This is a genomic window from Lonsdalea britannica (genome assembly GCF_002111595.1).
GTDB lineage: Bacteria > Pseudomonadota > Gammaproteobacteria > Enterobacterales > Enterobacteriaceae > Lonsdalea > Lonsdalea britannica.
In genome coordinates, this window is the sequence record NZ_LUTN01000003.1 from 218,076 (window position 1) to 235,794 (window position 17,719).

A 17,719-nucleotide genomic window follows, 5' to 3' on the forward strand; every position below is an offset into this window, starting at 1 on the left:
CGGCATCAAACCGTTCGGTGGTATCATTCGCAGATTCATCTCACCCACAACAATGAGTCATCTGATGAAATTCCTTGTCACCGGAGCCGCCGGTTTTATCGGTTTTTATGTTTGCCAGTCGCTGTGTGCCGCCGGGCACGAGGTTGTCGGAATAGATAATCTCAACGACTACTATGCTGTCTCTCTCAAAGAGGCGCGCCTGGCCGAACTGCTGCCGCTGGACAACTTCCGTTTTGAGAAGCTGGATATCGCGGATGATAAGGCAGTACATGCGTTGTTTGCGGCGGAGAAATTTGATCGTGTGATCCATCTGGCGGCCCAGGCGGGCGTACGTTACTCGTTGGAAAATCCGCTGGCGTATGCGCAGAGCAATCTGACCGGTCACGTCAATGTGCTGGAAGGGTGCCGCCATCATGGCGTTGGTCATCTGGTTTATGCGTCATCCAGCTCCGTCTACGGACTGAATAATAAAACGCCGTTCTCAACGGCGGACAGCGTGGATCACCCGGTGTCGCTGTATGCGGCCACCAAAAAATCCAATGAGCTGATGTCGCATGCCTATTCGCATCTGTACGGCCTGCCGACCACCGGTCTGCGCTTTTTTACCGTCTACGGCCCGTGGGGTCGACCGGATATGGCCCTGTTCAAGTTCACCAAGAACATCCTGAACGGCGAGCCGATCGATATTTACAATCACGGCGACATGCGCCGCGATTTCACCTACGTCACCGATATCGTGGAAGGCGTACTGCGTGTCGCGGATGTGATTCCACAGCCCGACCCGTCGTGGCGGGTGGAAAGCGGTTCGCCGGCAAATAGCTCGGCGCCTTATCGCGTGTACAACATCGGCCACGGCAGCCCGGTCAAGCTGATGGATTTTGTGACGGCGCTAGAAAATGCGCTGGGAATTGAAGCGAAGAAAAACTTCATGCCGATGCAAGCAGGCGACGTGTATCAGACCTATGCCGATACCGACGACCTCTTTGCGACGACAGGTTATCGCCCACAGGTGGAAGTCGCCGAAGGCGTGCAGGCGTTTGTTGACTGGTATCGCGACTTCTACCGTCTCTGAGCGAGTCGATGAAGCGCGAGCGGCCGGTTTTCGCTGCCGCACGGCCATTTCTTCTGTGATTTTAGTTCTATGCCACGTTGGATTAGTGTGATTTGAAAATGAAAATTGCGATTGCAGGTACCGGCTACGTCGGCTTGTCGAATGCGATGCTGCTGGCGCAGCACAATGAAGTGATTGCGCTGGATATCGTTGCCGAGAAGGTCGACATGCTTAACAAAGGTGTTTCACCTATCGTCGACAAGGAAATCGAAGATTTCCTGCGTAATCCGGCGCTCAATTTCCGGGCCACGCAGGATCCTGCTGCGGCTTATCAAGACGCCGATTTCGTCATCATCGCCACCCCGACGGACTATGACCCGAAGACCAACTACTTCAACACCAGTTCGGTCGAAGCGGTCATTCGTGATGTGCTGGCGCACAATCCGGATACGGTGATGATCATCAAATCGACCGTTCCCGTCGGCTACACCCGTCAGCTGAGGGAAGAGTTCGAGACCGATAACATCATCTTCTCGCCGGAATTCCTGCGAGAAGGCAAGGCGCTGTACGATAACCTGTACCCTTCGCGCATTGTCATCGGCGAACGTTCGGAGCGCGCGGAAACTTTTGCCCATCTGTTGGTGGAAGGCGCGATCAAAACCGACATTCAGGTGCTGTTTACCGACTCCACCGAAGCCGAGGCCATCAAGCTGTTCGCCAATACTTATCTGGCGATGCGCGTCGCGTACTTCAACGAGCTGGATACCTATGCCCAGACGCTGGGGTTGGACAGCAAGCAGATCATTGAAGGCGTTGGGCTGGATCCACGTATCGGACAGCACTACAACAACCCTTCGTTCGGCTATGGCGGCTACTGCCTGCCGAAGGATACCAAGCAGCTGTTGGCTAACTACGAAGCGGTGCCCAACAATCTGATCCGCGCGATTGTGGACGCCAATACTACGCGTAAAGACTTCATCGCCGATGCGGTGATTAAGCGCAATCCTACCGTCGTGGGCGTCTACCGTCTGGTGATGAAAAGTGGATCGGATAACTTCCGCGCCTCGGCCATTCAGGGCGTGATGAAACGTATTAAGGCGAAAGGGATCGAGGTCGTGGTTTTCGAACCGGCGCTGAAAGAAGACAACTTCTTCCACTCCCAGGTCATTAAGGATCTGGAGGAGTTCAAGCAGATTTCCGACGTGATTCTTTCCAACCGCATGGCACCGGAATTGTCTGATGTTGTGGAAAAAGTCTTTACCCGCGATCTCTTTGGCTCAGATTAGGTATAAGGTTAAGAGAGTGTGTGGCACGGCTAGGGAAGTGCCACGGAAATGGCTGACTGTTTAAGAGAGCGATAGATGACGACATTAAAAGCAGTGATTCCCGTTGCCGGGCTGGGTATGAACCTGTTGCCGGTAACCAAAGCGATTCCTAAAGAGATGCTGCCGCTGGTGGATCGCCCGGTAATCGAAAAAATCGTAAAAGAGTGCGCCAACGCGGGCATCAAAGAGATTGTGCTGGTGACGCACGCGTCGAAAAATGCCATCGAAAACCATTTCGATACGTCGTTCGAGCTGGAATCCTTGCTGGAAGAACGCGCCAAGCGTCAGCTGCTGGAAGAAGTGCAGGCCATCTGCCGCCGGGCGTGACCATCATGAACGTGCGTCAGGGGCAGACGCTGGGGTTAGGGCATGCGGTTTCCTGCGCCTATCCGATTGTCGGCAATGCGCCGTTTGTGGTCGTTCTGCCGGACGTCGTGCTGGATGAGAGCTCCGCGGATCAGTCCGCGGAAAACCTGGCTCGTCTGGTGGCGCGCTTCGAAGAGACCGGCCATAGCCAGGTGCTGGTGAAGCATCGCCCGTATGAAGCGCTGCCGGAATACTCGGTGGTCGAATGCGAGCAGCCGCTGACCCAGCCGGGCGCGACGTCGGCTATCACGTCGATGATTGAAAAACCCAAGCTGGCGCGTGTGGAAGGGTCCGACCTGTCTGCGGTTGGCCGTTACGTGCTGACGGCGGACGCCTGGCCCATCATTAACAACATCCTGCCGGGCGCGTGGGGCCGTATTCAGCTGACGGACGCGATTGCCGAGCTGATCAAAACTCAGCAGGTGGACGCGGTGGAAATGGCGGGTCGTAGCTTCAACTGCGGTCGTAAGCTGGGCTATGCTCAGGCCTTCGTCTCTTACGGGTTGCGTAATCCGGGGTTGGGCAAGGCGTTCAAGAAAAATATCGAAAAGCTGCTGGCTAAACACTCAGCCTGACGACAGCTTCCCGCCCAGGCCTGTATTTATGCCGGGCGGGACCCTATCCTATCGAACCAATTACTACCCACTCGATAAGAGCTGAGTTACCATGGCAGCCTGCTTTTGATTGCCTGTGGCGCGCCAGCCGCGACCCGGGTAGGTTACCCTTCAAACAGGAGTTGCTTTAATGTCCAAACAGCAAATAGGCGTTGTCGGTATGGCGGTAATGGGGCGCAATCTGGCGCTGAACATTGAAAGCCGTGGCTATACCGTCTCTGTCTTTAACCGTTCTGCTGATAAAACCGATGAGGTGATTGCAGAAAATCCCGGTAAAAAGCTGGTGCCTTGCTACACCGTTCAGGAATTCGTGGAATCCCTGGAGAAGCCGCGTCGTATCCTGTTAATGGTCAAAGCGGGTGAAGCCACGGATAAAACCATCGCTTCTCTCAAACCCTATCTGGAAAAAGGCGACATCCTGATAGACGGTGGCAACACCTTCTACAAAGACACCATCCGTCGCAACCGTGAACTGTCTGCCGAAGGCTTTAACTTCATCGGCACCGGCGTGTCCGGCGGCGAGGAAGGGGCGCTGAAAGGCCCGTCCATCATGCCTGGTGGTCAGAAAGAAGCTTACGAGCTGGTTGCGCCTATTCTGGAAAAAATCGCCGCACGCGCGGAAGGCGAAGCCTGTGTGACCTATATCGGCGCTGACGGCGCGGGTCACTACGTGAAAATGGTGCACAACGGCATCGAATACGGCGACATGCAGCTGATCGCGGAAGCCTATTCTTTGTTGAAGCAGGCGCTGAACCTGAGCAACGAAGAGCTGGCCACCACCTTCTCTGAATGGAACAAAGGCGAGCTGAGCAGCTACCTGATCGAGATCACCGCCGACATCTTCACCAAAAAGGATGAAGACGGAAAATATCTGGTCGACGTCATTCTGGATGAAGCCGCGAATAAAGGCACCGGTAAATGGACGAGCCAGAGTTCGCTGGATCTGGGCGAACCCCTGTCGCTGATCACCGAATCCGTATTCGCTCGCTACCTGTCTTCGCTGAAATCTCAGCGCGTTGCTGCGTCTAAAGTGCTGTCCGGCCCTGCCGCTCAGGCATTTGCTGGCGACAAGGCGGAGTTCGTTGAGAAAGTGCGCCGCGCATTGTATCTGGGCAAAATTGTCTCTTACGCGCAGGGCTTCTCTCAGCTCAAAGCGGCATCAGAAGAGAACAGCTGGGATCTGAACTACGGCGAAATCGCCAAGATCTTCCGCGCGGGCTGCATTATTCGCGCCCAGTTCCTGCAAAAAATTACAGACGCTTACGCGCAGAATGCGGCTATCGCCAACCTGCTGCTGGCGCCGTACTTCAAGCAGATCGCGGACGAATACCAGCAGGCGCTGCGTGATGTGGTCGCGTACGCGGTACAGCACGGTATCCCGGTTCCGACCTTCTCGGCGGCGATCGCGTACTACGACAGCTACCGCTCTGAAGTGCTGCCGGCGAACCTGATTCAGGCTCAGCGAGACTATTTCGGCGCTCACACCTACAAACGTACGGATAAAGAAGGCGTATTCCACACCGAATGGTTGGACTAAACGCCGCGTTGATACTCTCCAACCGGGCGTCTACCGCCCGGTTGTTTCACTTTTTGTCGTACCCTTCGTTTCTTATCGGACAGCTCCGAAAAAATAATATGCAGTAAAACTTTTAAGAGAAACGTCATTCCCTTCCTGTATGTTGTTAACACACATCTCTATTTTTGTACTTATTTAATTCAAGGCTACGCAGTTGTTACATGCATCATGATGTAACGTCGTTTTCATTATGGTGATACCCCCGAGTTTAAGGACAGTGAATGCCCGATTTGGCTGAGAAATCAGCTGAAAAGTAGGGCAGGAAAAGCCATGAGTGTGGTCTTCTCCTGTCCTGAAGTACTTCCTAGGAAAGAAGGAAATTGTGATGAAAAAAACGTTAATGACTGCGGTACTGGCCTTGGCCATGTCCTCCAGTGTATATGCTGCTGTGGGCGAATTGCTGGGGGATGCGGGTGGCGCTGGCGCCGCTTCCGCTGCCGTCGGTTCGTCTACGGCGGCCGGTGTCGGCGTAGCGGCGGCTGCCGTTGCTGCTGCTACCGTGGCGACTGCGAATGATAGCAGCACGTCTAATAGCACGGGTACGAGTACCTCTACAGTCACATCAACCAGGGTTAATGGGATTGAGATAATAATAAGGCCACTTAGGTGGCCTTTCTTTTGCTTCAGGGGATTCAGGCGAGAACCAGAGCGATGATAAAAATTCTATCAGGTGGCAGAACCCGTGCGCTGATTGCTATTCCACTTTTTTCGTTAATGTTGATGGGGTGTTCGCAACAATTCGCTTTATTGAGTCAAACAATGAAGCTGGCTATCTGGGGGCAGGACGATACCAACCTTACGCCGCAGCAGGTGGCGAAGGTGCCGTATGCCTCGGCCTATATCAAGGTCGGCGAGGCGCCGCGCGCCTTCATGGTGTTGGCGTTCGCGGAAAATGGACTACTGAAGTGGGTGGCCGCGGACAAAAACATGGTCGCCACCCATGACGGGCGCGTGGTGAAAACGCAAGGGTTTGGCGAAGACATCCAGCATGTCGCCAATCAGGAGCACGATCCATTGCATCTGGGGCTGCTGAAAGCCGGGACGCCCATGCGCTGGCAGACTGAGGTCAGTTGGTCGCAGGTCATGCGCGGCAGCTATGAACTGCAGTCCTCGTTCGAAAACCGCGGCCGCGAGCCGCTGGTTATCCTCGGCAGAACCTATCAAACCGTGCGCTTTGATGAGCTCGTGACCGTTCCCGCGTTGAACAAACGTTATACCAACCAGTATTGGGTGAATGCGAGCACCGGTCAGGTGATGCAGAGCCGTCAATACATGGGGCCGGATATGGCGCTGGTTCAGTTTACCGCTTTGAAATCCTACGCTCAGTCACTGTAAGGACGCTTCTATGTTGCTACACAATCGGCTGGCCGCCATGCTGATGTTGATGACCGGAACGGTCGGCGCGGCGCAGCTTACGGTAAAATATGGCGATCGCACATTAGACTCTGTGGTGCTGGAAGACGGTGTTCGTTTGGATCAGTTTTATGCTAAAACGCCTTTCCCTGCGGACGTTAACTGGCAGAACGCGTTGATCACCAACCCGGCGATGACCTCCCGAGTCGCCGCGCAAGGTCAGACGTTGCAGGATCACCTCTATCGCTTGCAACTGTGGTGGCGCGATCGCGGTGATGGCGATTACGCCATCGCAGCCTGGTATGTCGCGCAGGCGCTCAAGCAGGTCCCTGTCGCCGGCCGAATCCCGACGGAGCTCGACCCAGACCGGGTGCGGCTGAGCTTGCAAAGCAACCGTCCGCTGGTCGGAGACTATCAGCTCTATCTCGCCCCTTATTCCAAACAGCTATTCCTGTTCGGTCTGATTCGTACGGACATTGATATCGGTACGGCTCAGGTATTTAAAGATCTTCCGCTGCGCTCTGGCTGGTCGGTTGAACATTATCTTCAGGGCCGACGTTTTCTGCCCGGCGGCGATAAAAACACGGGGTATCTGATTTCAGGAGCGGGGACGTGGCGCAAGGTGCCGCTGGCGATGTGGAATCGTCAACATAATGAACCCGCTGCGGGGGAAACGCTGTTTATCGGCTTTGATCCCGCCATTTTGCCCGAAGAGATGTCCTCGCTTAACGAGCAGATTGCCGATTATCTCGCGAACCGGATCCCACACTAATGGCTAAAAACAATACTCTCAGACTGAATTGCCTCTCTCTGGCGATCGGCAGCGTTTTCAGCACGTCGGCGTTGGCGGATGCGGCAAACTCGACGCCTCAAATTCCCGAGGCGACCAACCAGAATCACTATTACCAGCCTGCTGGCGTGTCTCAAACCGACTTTGGCGGCGTGGGCCTGCTGCAAATGCCGACCGCGCGTATGGCCGAAACCGGCGAGTTCAGCGCCAACTATCGCGATAACGATCAGTACCGCCGCTATTCCGTTTCCTTACAGCTGCTCGACTGGCTGGAAACGACGGTGCGTTATACCGATATCCGTACCCGGCTTTATAGCGCCGATCCCAACTTCAGCGGCTCGCAAACCTATAAAGACAAAGGGTTCGACGTTAAAGCGCGGCTGTGGAAGGAAGACCGCTGGTTGCCTCAGGTCTCGCTTGGGCTGCGTGACATCGCGGGGACCGGCCTGTTCGACAGCGAATATCTGGCGGCCAGCAAGCGCTGGGGGCCGTTCGACCTGACGCTGGGCATCGGCTGGGGAAATATGGCCCAGAGTGGCAATATCACCAACCCAGCCTGTAAGTTGACGGAGAGCTTCTGCCAGCGCACCAGTTCTACGGATACCGGGCAGTTCGAGGTGAACAATTTTTTCCACGGACCGGCGGCGATATTCGGCGGGATCGAATACCAGACGCCATGGGATCCGCTGCGTCTGAAGCTGGAGTACGACGGCAACAATTACAGCGATGAAGCCGCAGACCGTGGGCGCAGGGAGCGTATCAAGCAGGACTCGCCGATCAACGTTGGCATGGTCTATCGGGTCGGCGATATTCTGGATACGTCGCTGTCCTGGCAGCGGGGCAACACGTTGATGTGGGGGGTCACGCTGCGCACCAACTTCAATCAACTGCGGCCGCACTATGTCGACGATGCGCCGCCGGTTTATGCGCCGGTCAGCAACCCGCAGGGCGGGACGGACTGGAAACGTGTGGCGAAAGAGCTGGATGAGAAAGCCGGTTTTGGTCAGCCGGATATTTATACGGACGACAAACAGGTCACCGTCGTCAGTCCGCAGTACAAATATACGGATAGCGCTGAGTACAACAGCCGCGCGGCGACCGTTCTCGCCAACCATGTACCGGCCAGCGTCAGCGAATATCATATTGTGAGGGAGAATCGCCATCTGCCGACGGACAGCACGCGTGTCGACGCGAACGCGTTCCGTCAACTCCAAACGGCGTCGACTCCGCTGGGACAGCCGGAACCTAAGGCCTATGATGTCGAGCCGGTAGCGCCGCCGCGAGGCCAGGAAGTGCTGCGTACCCAGCCCAAGCGGTTGACATACTCCCTGGCGCCCGCGCTGTCGCAGTCCATCGGAGGGGCTGAATCGTTCTACATGTATCAGGTGTCGGCTAACGCCAACGCGGACCTGTACCTCTCCGATCACTGGAGTGTGGGCGGTACGGTCAACGTCAACCTGTTCAACAATTACGACAAGTTCAACTATACGACGCCGCCTCAGGACACCAAGCTGCCGCGCGTCCGTACCTGGATACGCGAATACGTCACCTCATCTGATGTATTGCTGACCAATCTTCAGCTGTCGCGTACCGATCATCCGGCGCGGGACTGGTACACGCAGATCTACGGCGGCTATCTGGAGATGATGTACGCCGGCGTCGGCGGCGAAATGTTGTATCGCCCTTATGGCAAAAGCTGGGCGGTCGGGCTGGATGTGAACTACGTCAAGCAACGTGATTGGAATGATACGATGCGCCTTGCTGACTACAACGTGGCTACCGGCCATCTGACCACCTACTGGGAGCTGCCGTTTATCAAAGGCGGACTGGCTAAGGTCAGCGTCGGTCGCTATCTGGCGGGAGATAAAGGCGTGACCGTCGATCTGTCTCGCCGGTTTGACAGCGGTATTGTCGCGGGCGCCTTCGCGACGAAAACCAACGTCAGCGCCAAAGAGTATGGGGAAGGGAGCTTTACCAAAGGGTTCTATGTCTCCATACCGTTCAACCTCCTCTTCGCCTCGCCGACGACGAATCGCGGTTCAGTAGGTTGGGTGCCGCTAACGCGTGACGGCGGCCAGATGCTGGAGCGTCGCAATGTGCTCTACAACGTTGTCCAACAGCCATAAACTACCGATATGAGCGGCGGAGAAAAGGCGGCAGACGGAACATCACCCTGCCGCCTTTGTCGTCATAGGGCGTGTCGGTTGCTGGAAACCTTGGGCAAGCCGCCTGTTTTTGAGGGTGGTAATGTAAGGAAGTTGTTAGTTTTATGGTGATGGATGGTAAATAGTCTAATCCATTATTAATAGGCGGTTTTTTAAGAATAAGACGCTTGTTGGCCGGGGGATGGCTTCACTATGATGCAGCGAAACAGTAGTCAGATGAGGTTAAAATGAAACGAGTATTAAAACTGGTAAGTGTACTGGCGCTGCTGACAACCCTGAGCGGATGCATCTTCCCACCCCCGTGGGGCGGCGGTCACGGCGGTGGTGGCGGTGGCGGTGGTCATGGCGGCGGTCATCATTTCCAGGATCCGAGAGGTTGAGAATGTCATCACGCCAGCAGATGCTGGCGTGAACGACGAACGATTTGACACCCCTTTATTCAGGCCAGTGCGTTTGCACTGGCTTTTTTTATAGGCATTCGCTCAAGCTGATCGGCTCTGTTAAACGTTTCGGCGCTGAGGTTTTCTGCCAGCTGCGCATGCAGCTCATCGATCAACTGATAGCGGCGTCTATACTGCGCGCGTTTGTTGCTGGGCAACGCCTCTAGCGGCTTACGGGCGATGGGGAGCGGCAGCTGGTAGAGGCTGTCATGCGTTGGGACTGCATCCAGCGAGGTCCAGAACTCATCGTAGCTGCAAAACAGCACGTTTTTTTTGCTGCGATGATAACGTTGGCTTTGATAAACATGGCTACCATCGCCGACGGCCAGCACGCGACGAATTCCGGCGAGATCGGCCAGTGTCAGCAGGCTCTCAATCAACAACCGCTTGGGGAATAGACCATGGCAGGCCTTAGTTGCCTGTTTGATCAGGTCTCGGGTCGTTTGCTTGCCTTTACCCTGCAGGCCGCCGATAACAATGGCGGGTTGACCCAAGACATTAACGATACTGAACGATAATGAGATAAGCGTCGTCTCCTCCATCCCTATCTGCAGCGTCGTTTCCCCCTCTTTGTCATACCGCCACACGCTGCTGACGATAGTGAACTTTTCGCCTTCCTTACCGTAAAATTCGGCCAGACGACACGGCGTTTCGCTGAGCAATGCATCATGCAGACGTGGTAAAGACAGGCTTTCCACGAAGGTATAGTGATGGCAAATCGCTTTAGCCCGCTCGGTCGCATTAAGCCCGACATACAGGTAAGGGCGATGAATTTTCGTGGGCAGGCAGGGATGTGTTTTCACTAATCGCTGCATGCAAGGCATGGCGCATATCCCGCCCAGAAAGTAATAGGTAGGCAAAGGTAGCATCAGCGACCGCAACAAAAACTTCGCTTTTATCTTATTCTCAAACCATATTCTTTCAGACCGGAAATGCCCGCTCAGTAGCTGAAGAAACAGCGACGCTCTGGATATTTTTTTCATAGACTCCACGCGATGTTTAACGTTTTCTTGTCATGTTTTTTTCGAAAAATGGGGTGTTTTCCTTATTTCTCCCGCGAATAAAAAGAAATGGATGGCGGAAAATAATAATAAAGATGCAAGCCCATTCTTGGCAGGTTAATAGCACTAATGATGATGAAGTATAAGGACGATAAATAAGTAATAAATATATTCTGAGTTATAGTTCGTTTTCGTTTATATATTATTTTTAAGACAAAAAAGAATACGTTTTTTTCGCTTCGTTTGGCTTTTATTTAAATTAAATCCATTAGGATGGTTTTAAATTTTGCGTGTTGTTTTTGCATCCCAAAGCGCGGTGACTACACGTGGGCCCACGTCTCCGCGCCGTTGTCATGTCTACAGTCAGCGCTTCCATGCCTATATTCAGCGGTTCGTCGGCGACCAGTTCCTTACAGACGTATTCATACGCCTCTCAACACGTTCTCCGCCCGCTTGACGACGCCCACTTTCTATATTTCCATCGATTAGCTTCTCTGATTATTTATTATTTTTTCGTGGTTAACCCCTTGATGAAATGTGGAATTAAGGTTTCTTCATGCAGTCAATATCGGGTTGTTAAATTTTCATGAGGATGGTAATAATTATCATTACCGTCGGTGTAGACACCTAAAAATCCTGCTAAAAGACAGTGCGAATGTCGGAGCTTTCTATTCATGCAATACAATTATCAAGATTATCTGCAACTTAAAGAGCAGCATCCAAAAAAATACGCGCGTGAACTGGCCCAGTTGATAAATATCAGTGAAGCGGAGCTCTCTTACCTGCGTGTGGGCCACGAAGCCCGTCGGCTGACCGATGAGCCGCGTCAGATTCTGGCGGCGCTCGAAAATGTGGGGGAGACAAAATCCATCACGCGTAACGAATATGCCGTGCATGAGCAGATCGGGTTTTACCGTAACCAACGTATCGGCGAACACGTGGGGCTGGTGCTCAATCCGCGTGGTCTGGATTTGCGTGTCTTCCCCGAGCAGTGGGCCAGCGTGTTTTTCTTTATCGAGCAAACCGTGCGCGGCGAGCGCCAAAGTATTCAGTTCTTTGATCGTCAGGGTGACGCCGTCTTAAAGGTCTATGGCACGGAGCACACCGACTGGGCGACATGGCAGGAAACGGTCGAACGTTTCACCGCTTCCGACAATGCGCCGTTGGCGCTCACGCCCTATGCCGCGCCCGCGGCTGACGTCGTTGTCGATGCCGCGCGATTGGAACAAGAGTGGCGTGATATGCAAGACGTGCACGAATTTTTCCCTTTGTTGAAACGGCACAATTTGACGCGTCAGCAGGCTTTCCGCCATGTGAGCGACGACTTGGCCTGTCTGGTGGACAACCAGGCGCTATCTGCGTTGCTGAATGCAGCGCATCAGGATGGCAACGAAATCATGATCTTTGTCGGCAATCGAGGGTGCGTTCAGATCTTTACCGGCGCGATCGAGAAAGTGGTGCCGATGGAACACTGGATCAACGTGTTCAACAAGGCGTTCACGCTGCATTTGCAGGGCAACACCATTGCGGAAAGCTGGGTAACGCGTAAGCCCACGCGCGACGGTATTGTCACCAGTCTGGAACTGTTTGCCGCCGATGGCACGCAGATTGCGCAGCTGTTTGGTCAGCGCACGGAAGGCGCACCGGAACAGACGCAGTGGCGTCAGCAAGTATCTGCGTTGGTGACACCGGGAGCCGCCGCATGAAGAAAATCTTTTTGCTGCTGGCGCTGTGCCTGCCGTTTTCGCTACAGGCGGCGACGCGGCTGGTGACGATCGGCGGCGACGTCACGCAAATCGTTTTCGCCCTGCAGGCGGGCGGCGACGTCATCGCGCGCGACAGCACCAGCCTGCATCCCCAAGAAGCGCTGGCGCTGCCGGATGTCGGCTACATGCGACAGCTGAATGCGGAAGGTGTATTGGCGATGACGCCGACGTTGGTGCTCGCCAGCGAGCTATCCCAGCCTTCCGCGGCGATGGAGCAGATTGCGAAAAGCGGCGTGAAGGTCGTGAACGTACCCGCTGGACAGGACGTCGCGGGCATCGCCGCCAAGATCTCGGTCATCGCTCAGGCGCTGGGTAAGGAGAAAGAAGGGCAGGCCCTGGTGCGGCAGGTCAATCAGCAACTCGCCGAGCTGCCGACGAAACCGCTGCCCGTCAAAGTGCTGTTTATTCTGAGCCATAGCGGCATGTCAGCGATGGGAGCCGGGCAAAATACGGCGGCGGACGCCGCTATCCGTGCCGCCGGACTGCAAAATGCAATGCAGGGTTTCAACCGTTATCAGCGATTGTCTCAGGAAGGCGTCGTCGCCAGCCAGCCGGACTGGGTGGTCATCAGCCAGCAGGGCGTAAAAACCCTCGGCGGCGAAAATAACATCTGGCAGTTGCCCGGTCTGGCGCTGACGCCGGCGGGTCAACATAAACGTCTGCTGGTCGTCGACGACATGGCGATGTTGGGATTCGATCTGGATACGCCAGCGGCGCTGTTGCGCTTGCGTAACGCGGTGGAAGTGCAGCCGTGAGGCTCAATCCATCGATGACGCTGCTGCTCATGGCGGTGTCCGTAGTGCTGTTAATGGTGATCGCCGCCAACCATGGCGCAATGCCGATTACGTTATCGCAACTGCTGGCGTCGTCGTCGGAGAGCCTGCCGTGGCAGGTCTGGTTGAACATCCGTCTGCCGCGCGTGCTGCTGGCGGTGCTGGTCGGCATTGCATTGGCGCTCTCCGGCGCGGCGATGCAAGGACTCTTCCGCAATCCGCTGGCGGAGCCGGGCCTGCTGGGCGTCAGCAGCGGGGCTGCGATGGGGGTCGCCCTGTCGGTGGTGTTTCCCATCGCATTGCCTGCGATGGTGGCGCTCTACTGGCCGATGCTGGCGGCGTTTGTGGGCAGCGCCGTGATTATGGTCCTGCTGTTCGCGCTGAGCGCCTCCGCCAGCAGCAGTTCGCTTTCTCGTCTGCTGCTGGCAGGGATTGCCATCAACGCCCTGTGTAGCGCGGCGACCGGCGTGCTGTCCTGGATCAGCAATGACCAGCAGCTGCGCCAGCTGTCTCTGTGGGGGATGGGCAGTTTGGGGCAGGCCCAGTGGTCGATGGTCATAATCGTCGCGTCGCTGGTGCTGCCCTGCGCCGGATATTTGCAGCGGCTGGCCCGGCGTCTCAACCTGCTCCAGCTGGGCGACGAAGAAGCGCACTATCTGGGTGTCGATGTCCGCAAGACACGGCGTCAGATGGTGATCTTAAGCGCCATTCTGGTGGGTTCAGCCGTGGCGGTCAGCGGCATTATCAGCTTTGTGGGTCTGGTGATGCCCCATCTTATTCGTATCACGCTGGGCGCGGATCATCGCTGGATGTTGCCCGGTTCGGCGCTGGGCGGCGCGCTCCTGCTGCTGCTGGCCGATACGCTGGCGCGAACGATGGTGGCCCCGGCGGAAATGCCGGTGGGGCTGCTGACCAGTCTGGTGGGCGGCCCGTGGTTTTTATGGCTGATTCTGAGGCATAAACATGGCTGAGATGCGGGAGCTGTGCCTGAGCGCTCACCACGTCAACTACCGGACGGGAGGCCGACAGCTGCTGACCGACGTGTCGCTGACGTTGACGCCGGGCGAATTGACGACCGTTATCGGCCCTAACGGCGCCGGTAAGTCGACGTTGCTGCGCTTGCTGACGGGCTTTTATTCTCCACACGGTGGAGAGTGTAGGCTCAACGGCCGCCCGCTGGCGGAATGGACGCCAAACGTACTCGCCCGTCAGCGGGCGGTCATGCGTCAGGACAGCGTATTACAGGCTCAATTTCGGGTGGAAGACGTTATCGCGATGGGACGTTCGCCCTGGCCAACCGATGCGAATGAGCGCGTATTGGACGAGGTGATGGCGTTGACCGACTGCGAGACGCTGCGCGGTCGGCTTTATCCTCAGCTGTCCGGCGGCGAACAGCAGCGGGTGCGGTTAGCGCGCTCGCTGGCCCAGCTGTGGCGGCCTGACGGCATTGCCGGGTGGCTGTTTCTGGATGAACCGACGTCGGCGCTGGATTTGTATCACCAACAGCAGCTGCTTCGGCTGCTAAAAACGCTGACCTCGACGGGAAAGCTGGCGGTGTGCTGCGTATTACACGATCTGAATCTGGCCTCGTTATGGTCGGATAAGGTTGTGCTGTTGCATGACGGCAGGATCATGGCGGAAGGCGCGCCGGAGCAGGTGATTACCCAACCGGCGATCACGCGTTGGTATCAAGCCGATGTCGTTGTCAGCCCGCACCGTGAAACCGCGGCGCCTCAGGTTTCGCTGCGGCGTTGAATCGGGAAGGGAATATCGTTTGATGGATTGTCGGACGCGATGTCGGCCAAGGCAGAAACGCTGAGCTGACCGCGCCGTTATAACTACAAAAATAATGAATAAATACTGCGAAGCAATGCATGAGCAAGAATATAACGATTTTAACATTTGAGGTTTCAGTATGTTCTTGCATACAAAAGAAAAACATCTCTCAGGTTTGATCCGGATTATCCTGACGGGCGTCTTGACCAGCACCACCTTTAGTGCGCTGGCCGCGCTGTCTGATAACGACGATAAAACGCAGACAGCCAAGAAAGCGCAGACCACATCTGCCACCCAGGCTGCGACGGCTTCCGCCGCCAAGCCGCAGGACGACAATCCGGGCGAGCAGATGACGGTGATTTCCGCGCCCATCGACACCAAGGCCGGGAGTCGCGTCACGTTAGACGCCAGTGAATTACAGAAAAAAGGCGGCAATGATTTCGGCTCCATCATGCGCTATCAGCCGTTGGTCAGCGCTACCAGCTCCAGCGCGGGTTCCAATAACGGCAAAAGCGGATTCGATCGCTCCGGTTACACCGGCTATAACATCCGTGGTCTCGAAAGCAACCGCGTCGCCATCGACGTGGACGGCATTCCATTGCCCAATGCGACCGCGCGCAGCTATGCCGGACGTGCCGGGTTAAATACGTTCGGAATTGGCCGTGACTACATCGACCCATACATGTACGGTTTGGTGACCATCGATCAGGGGGCGACGAGCGTTGAACGCGCCAATAACGCCATTGGCGGCGCGGTCTCCTTCCGCCCTAAATCGCCGGATCAATACCTGTCTCCGTCAAAACACACCTATTTCGGCTATCAGAGCGACTATGACTCGTCCAACCGCAGCTGGCACAACGGCATCACGGCGGCAGGCGGCGATGAGACGCTGCGGGGTATCGTGGTGATCAGCCGTCGCGACGGTCAGGAAACCCAGAACAATAGCGGCGTCTTGTCCGCGTATCCGATGAACTGGCACTCCACCTCCGTGATGACCTCGGGGATCTGGCAGGCGGACGATCAAAACCGTTTCACTGGCACGCTGGAGTACTACACCAAGACATCCCATTCGAACTACGACTCCTGGGATACCTCGGGGAGTTCGATTTTAGGCAACGCGCAGCAGGATAGCGATACCCGCCGCTGGAGCAGCAGCCTGCGTCATAACTGGACGGCGTCCTCCGTGGATTCGTGGATTGACGCTATCGACTCGCGCATCTATTACCAGAACACCAAAACCCAAGACGAAACCTACATGCCGCTGACCGCCCGCAGCATGTATACGGTCAATTCGGACTACAACGTCGATACCTACGGCGCTGAAACCACCATGATGAAAACGTGGGGTATGCATCAGTTCAGCTGGGGCTTTAACGTTCAGCAGTCCGATACCCAGCGTCCGTTTAGCCAGGATCCGGCGCAAACCACGTACTACGCCATCATGCAGCCGGAAGCCGACAGCCGCACGGATACGCTCGGCGGCTTCGTTCAGGATCGCATGGAGATGGATGTTGCTGGCAAAACGCTGTCGATCACGCCCGGAGTGCGCGTCGCGTACCAACGGACCAAACCGCAGAATCTGAGCAGTCTGACCGAAAACAGCACGGCCATCACGACGGAAGATGTCGAGAAGCTCTACGGCACCAACAGCGACACGCAGGTCTTGCCGTCGTTGAGCCTTGAGTATGCGCTGACGCCGCGTCTGACCAGCTACGTCCAGTACAAGCGCGGCGCACAGTTCCCAGATGCCAGCCAGCTGTACGGATCGTGGGGACTGGGTTCTTCCTATGCGGGAGCGTCGCAGTATGCGCTGATCGGCAACAACGAGCTGGAAACGGAGACCAGCAATAACTATGAGCTGGGGTTAAAAGGGGAAATGACCGAAGGGGTGACCTTCCGCTCAGCGCTGTTCTACAACACCTACAAGAACTTTATCGCTTACACGCGCTATACGCGGGCGAATAACCCGGACAAGTTCACCAACGTACCGTCGAATATCGGCATTGCTTACCAGTCAGAAAACCGCGACAAGGCGTTTATCTACGGCGCGGAGTTCAGCAGCAAAGTGCAGTGGGGAACCTGGTTCGACGCGCTTCAGGGGCTGAGTACCACACTGGCGGTCGGCTATAGCGAAGGGCAGTCCAAGTCCAGCTATTCCGGCGACAAGTATGTCGACCTCGATAGCGTCGCGCCGATGAAAGCGGTAGTCGGACTGGGCTGGGATGCGCCGGATAACCTCTATGGGGCGGCGTTGACGGCGACGTTCCAGAAAGGCAAACAGGCGACGGCGACCAACCGTGAAACCTACACCAACACGGGCACGACCATTACTGATTCCACTACCGAGTATATGCGCGTTCCCGGCTATGGTCTGGTGGATCTGACGGCCTATTGGCGTGTGACGCCGACGGTTAAACTCAGCGGCGGCGTTTATAACCTGACCGATCGCAAGTACTGGGATTATCTGAGCAGCCGTCAGCTCACCAGTTCTAACAATCAGGATGCCTATGACCAGCAGCTGGCAGTGATGCCGGGCAGAACGTTCCAACTGGGCGTCAACGTGGACTTCTGATCCACATTGAGTGCTTCTGGCTTCTGTCGCTATCCGCAGACATTGGTCGAAACTTGGTCCTAACCCCCGGCGAAAGCCGGGGGTTTTCTTTTCATGCCATCGACGCCCGTGACGAGAGTGAACGTCGATGAAGCCGGTGAGGCAGAGGGTC

General features: G+C 55.9%; 13 protein-coding genes and 1 pseudogene. 12 read left to right on the forward strand and 2 right to left on the reverse strand.

From position 1 onward, the window contains the following. Positions 1 to 64 precede the first annotated feature (64 nt). From AU509_RS03950 to AU509_RS03985, 7 genes and pseudogenes are all read left to right on the forward strand, one after another. On the forward strand, positions 65 to 1,072 hold the full coding sequence (locus AU509_RS03950; protein ID WP_085652660.1) for an NAD-dependent epimerase: 1,008 nt from the start codon (positions 65 to 67) through the stop codon (positions 1,070 to 1,072). A gap of 98 nt (positions 1,073 to 1,170) precedes the next feature. After that, positions 1,171 to 2,337 (forward strand): nucleotide sugar dehydrogenase, encoded by a 1,167-nt coding sequence (locus AU509_RS03955; protein ID WP_085652659.1) that lies wholly within the window; start codon positions 1,171 to 1,173, stop codon positions 2,335 to 2,337. A gap of 75 nt (positions 2,338 to 2,412) precedes the next feature. Then, positions 2,413 to 3,317: pseudogene (locus AU509_RS03960) on the forward strand (sugar phosphate nucleotidyltransferase). Between the two features lie 169 nt (positions 3,318 to 3,486). After that, a complete protein-coding gene (gene gndA, locus AU509_RS03965; RefSeq protein WP_085652658.1) occupies positions 3,487 to 4,893 on the forward strand; it encodes an NADP-dependent phosphogluconate dehydrogenase in 1,407 nt (468 codons plus the stop codon). A gap of 798 nt (positions 4,894 to 5,691) precedes the next feature. After that, positions 5,692 to 6,267, forward strand: coding sequence for a YjbF family lipoprotein (locus tag AU509_RS03975; RefSeq protein WP_322788420.1), 576 nt, complete (start codon positions 5,692 to 5,694; stop codon positions 6,265 to 6,267). Between the two features lie 10 nt (positions 6,268 to 6,277). After that, positions 6,278 to 7,057 (forward strand): capsule biosynthesis GfcC family protein, encoded by a 780-nt coding sequence (locus AU509_RS03980; RefSeq protein ID WP_094117699.1) that lies wholly within the window; start codon positions 6,278 to 6,280, stop codon positions 7,055 to 7,057. Continuing rightward, the gene (locus AU509_RS03985; RefSeq protein WP_094117700.1) at positions 7,057 to 9,201 is read left to right on the forward strand and encodes a YjbH domain-containing protein; all 2,145 of its coding nucleotides are present in this window, start codon (positions 7,057 to 7,059) and stop codon (positions 9,199 to 9,201) included. Before AU509_RS03980 ends, AU509_RS03985 begins: the two co-directional genes overlap by 1 nt. A gap of 278 nt (positions 9,202 to 9,479) precedes the next feature. On the opposite strand, the gene AU509_RS18095 is transcribed toward AU509_RS03985, so the two are convergent. Further along, positions 9,480 to 9,632: a hypothetical protein gene (locus AU509_RS18095; protein ID WP_176223448.1), complete on the reverse strand. Its 153-nt coding sequence runs from the start codon at positions 9,630 to 9,632 to the stop codon at positions 9,480 to 9,482. Between the two features lie 47 nt (positions 9,633 to 9,679). Continuing rightward, on the reverse strand, positions 9,680 to 10,663 hold the full coding sequence (locus AU509_RS03990) for a VirK/YbjX family protein (protein WP_094117701.1): 984 nt from the start codon (positions 10,661 to 10,663) through the stop codon (positions 9,680 to 9,682). Between the two features lie 692 nt (positions 10,664 to 11,355). Here AU509_RS03990 and AU509_RS03995 point away from each other — a divergent pair. The 5 genes from AU509_RS03995 to AU509_RS04015 all read left to right on the forward strand — a co-directional run bounded on the left by AU509_RS03995 (position 11,356) and on the right by AU509_RS04015 (position 17,568). Next, a complete protein-coding gene (locus AU509_RS03995) occupies positions 11,356 to 12,387 on the forward strand; it encodes a hemin-degrading factor (RefSeq protein WP_085652653.1) in 1,032 nt (343 codons plus the stop codon). Continuing rightward, positions 12,384 to 13,202: a heme/hemin ABC transporter substrate-binding protein gene (locus AU509_RS04000; RefSeq protein ID WP_094117702.1), complete on the forward strand. Its 819-nt coding sequence runs from the start codon at positions 12,384 to 12,386 to the stop codon at positions 13,200 to 13,202. The genes AU509_RS03995 and AU509_RS04000 overlap by 4 nt, the downstream gene beginning before the upstream one ends. A 14-nt stretch (positions 13,203 to 13,216) precedes the next feature. Further along, the gene (locus AU509_RS04005; protein ID WP_167444814.1) at positions 13,217 to 14,191 is read left to right on the forward strand and encodes a FecCD family ABC transporter permease; all 975 of its coding nucleotides are present in this window, start codon (positions 13,217 to 13,219) and stop codon (positions 14,189 to 14,191) included. Next, a complete protein-coding gene (locus tag AU509_RS04010) occupies positions 14,184 to 14,975 on the forward strand; it encodes a heme ABC transporter ATP-binding protein (protein WP_094117703.1) in 792 nt (263 codons plus the stop codon). The genes AU509_RS04005 and AU509_RS04010 overlap by 8 nt, the downstream gene beginning before the upstream one ends. Before the next feature lie 160 nt (positions 14,976 to 15,135). Then, positions 15,136 to 17,568 (forward strand): TonB-dependent receptor domain-containing protein, encoded by a 2,433-nt coding sequence (locus AU509_RS04015; protein WP_094117704.1) that lies wholly within the window; start codon positions 15,136 to 15,138, stop codon positions 17,566 to 17,568. Positions 17,569 to 17,719 lie beyond the last annotated feature (151 nt).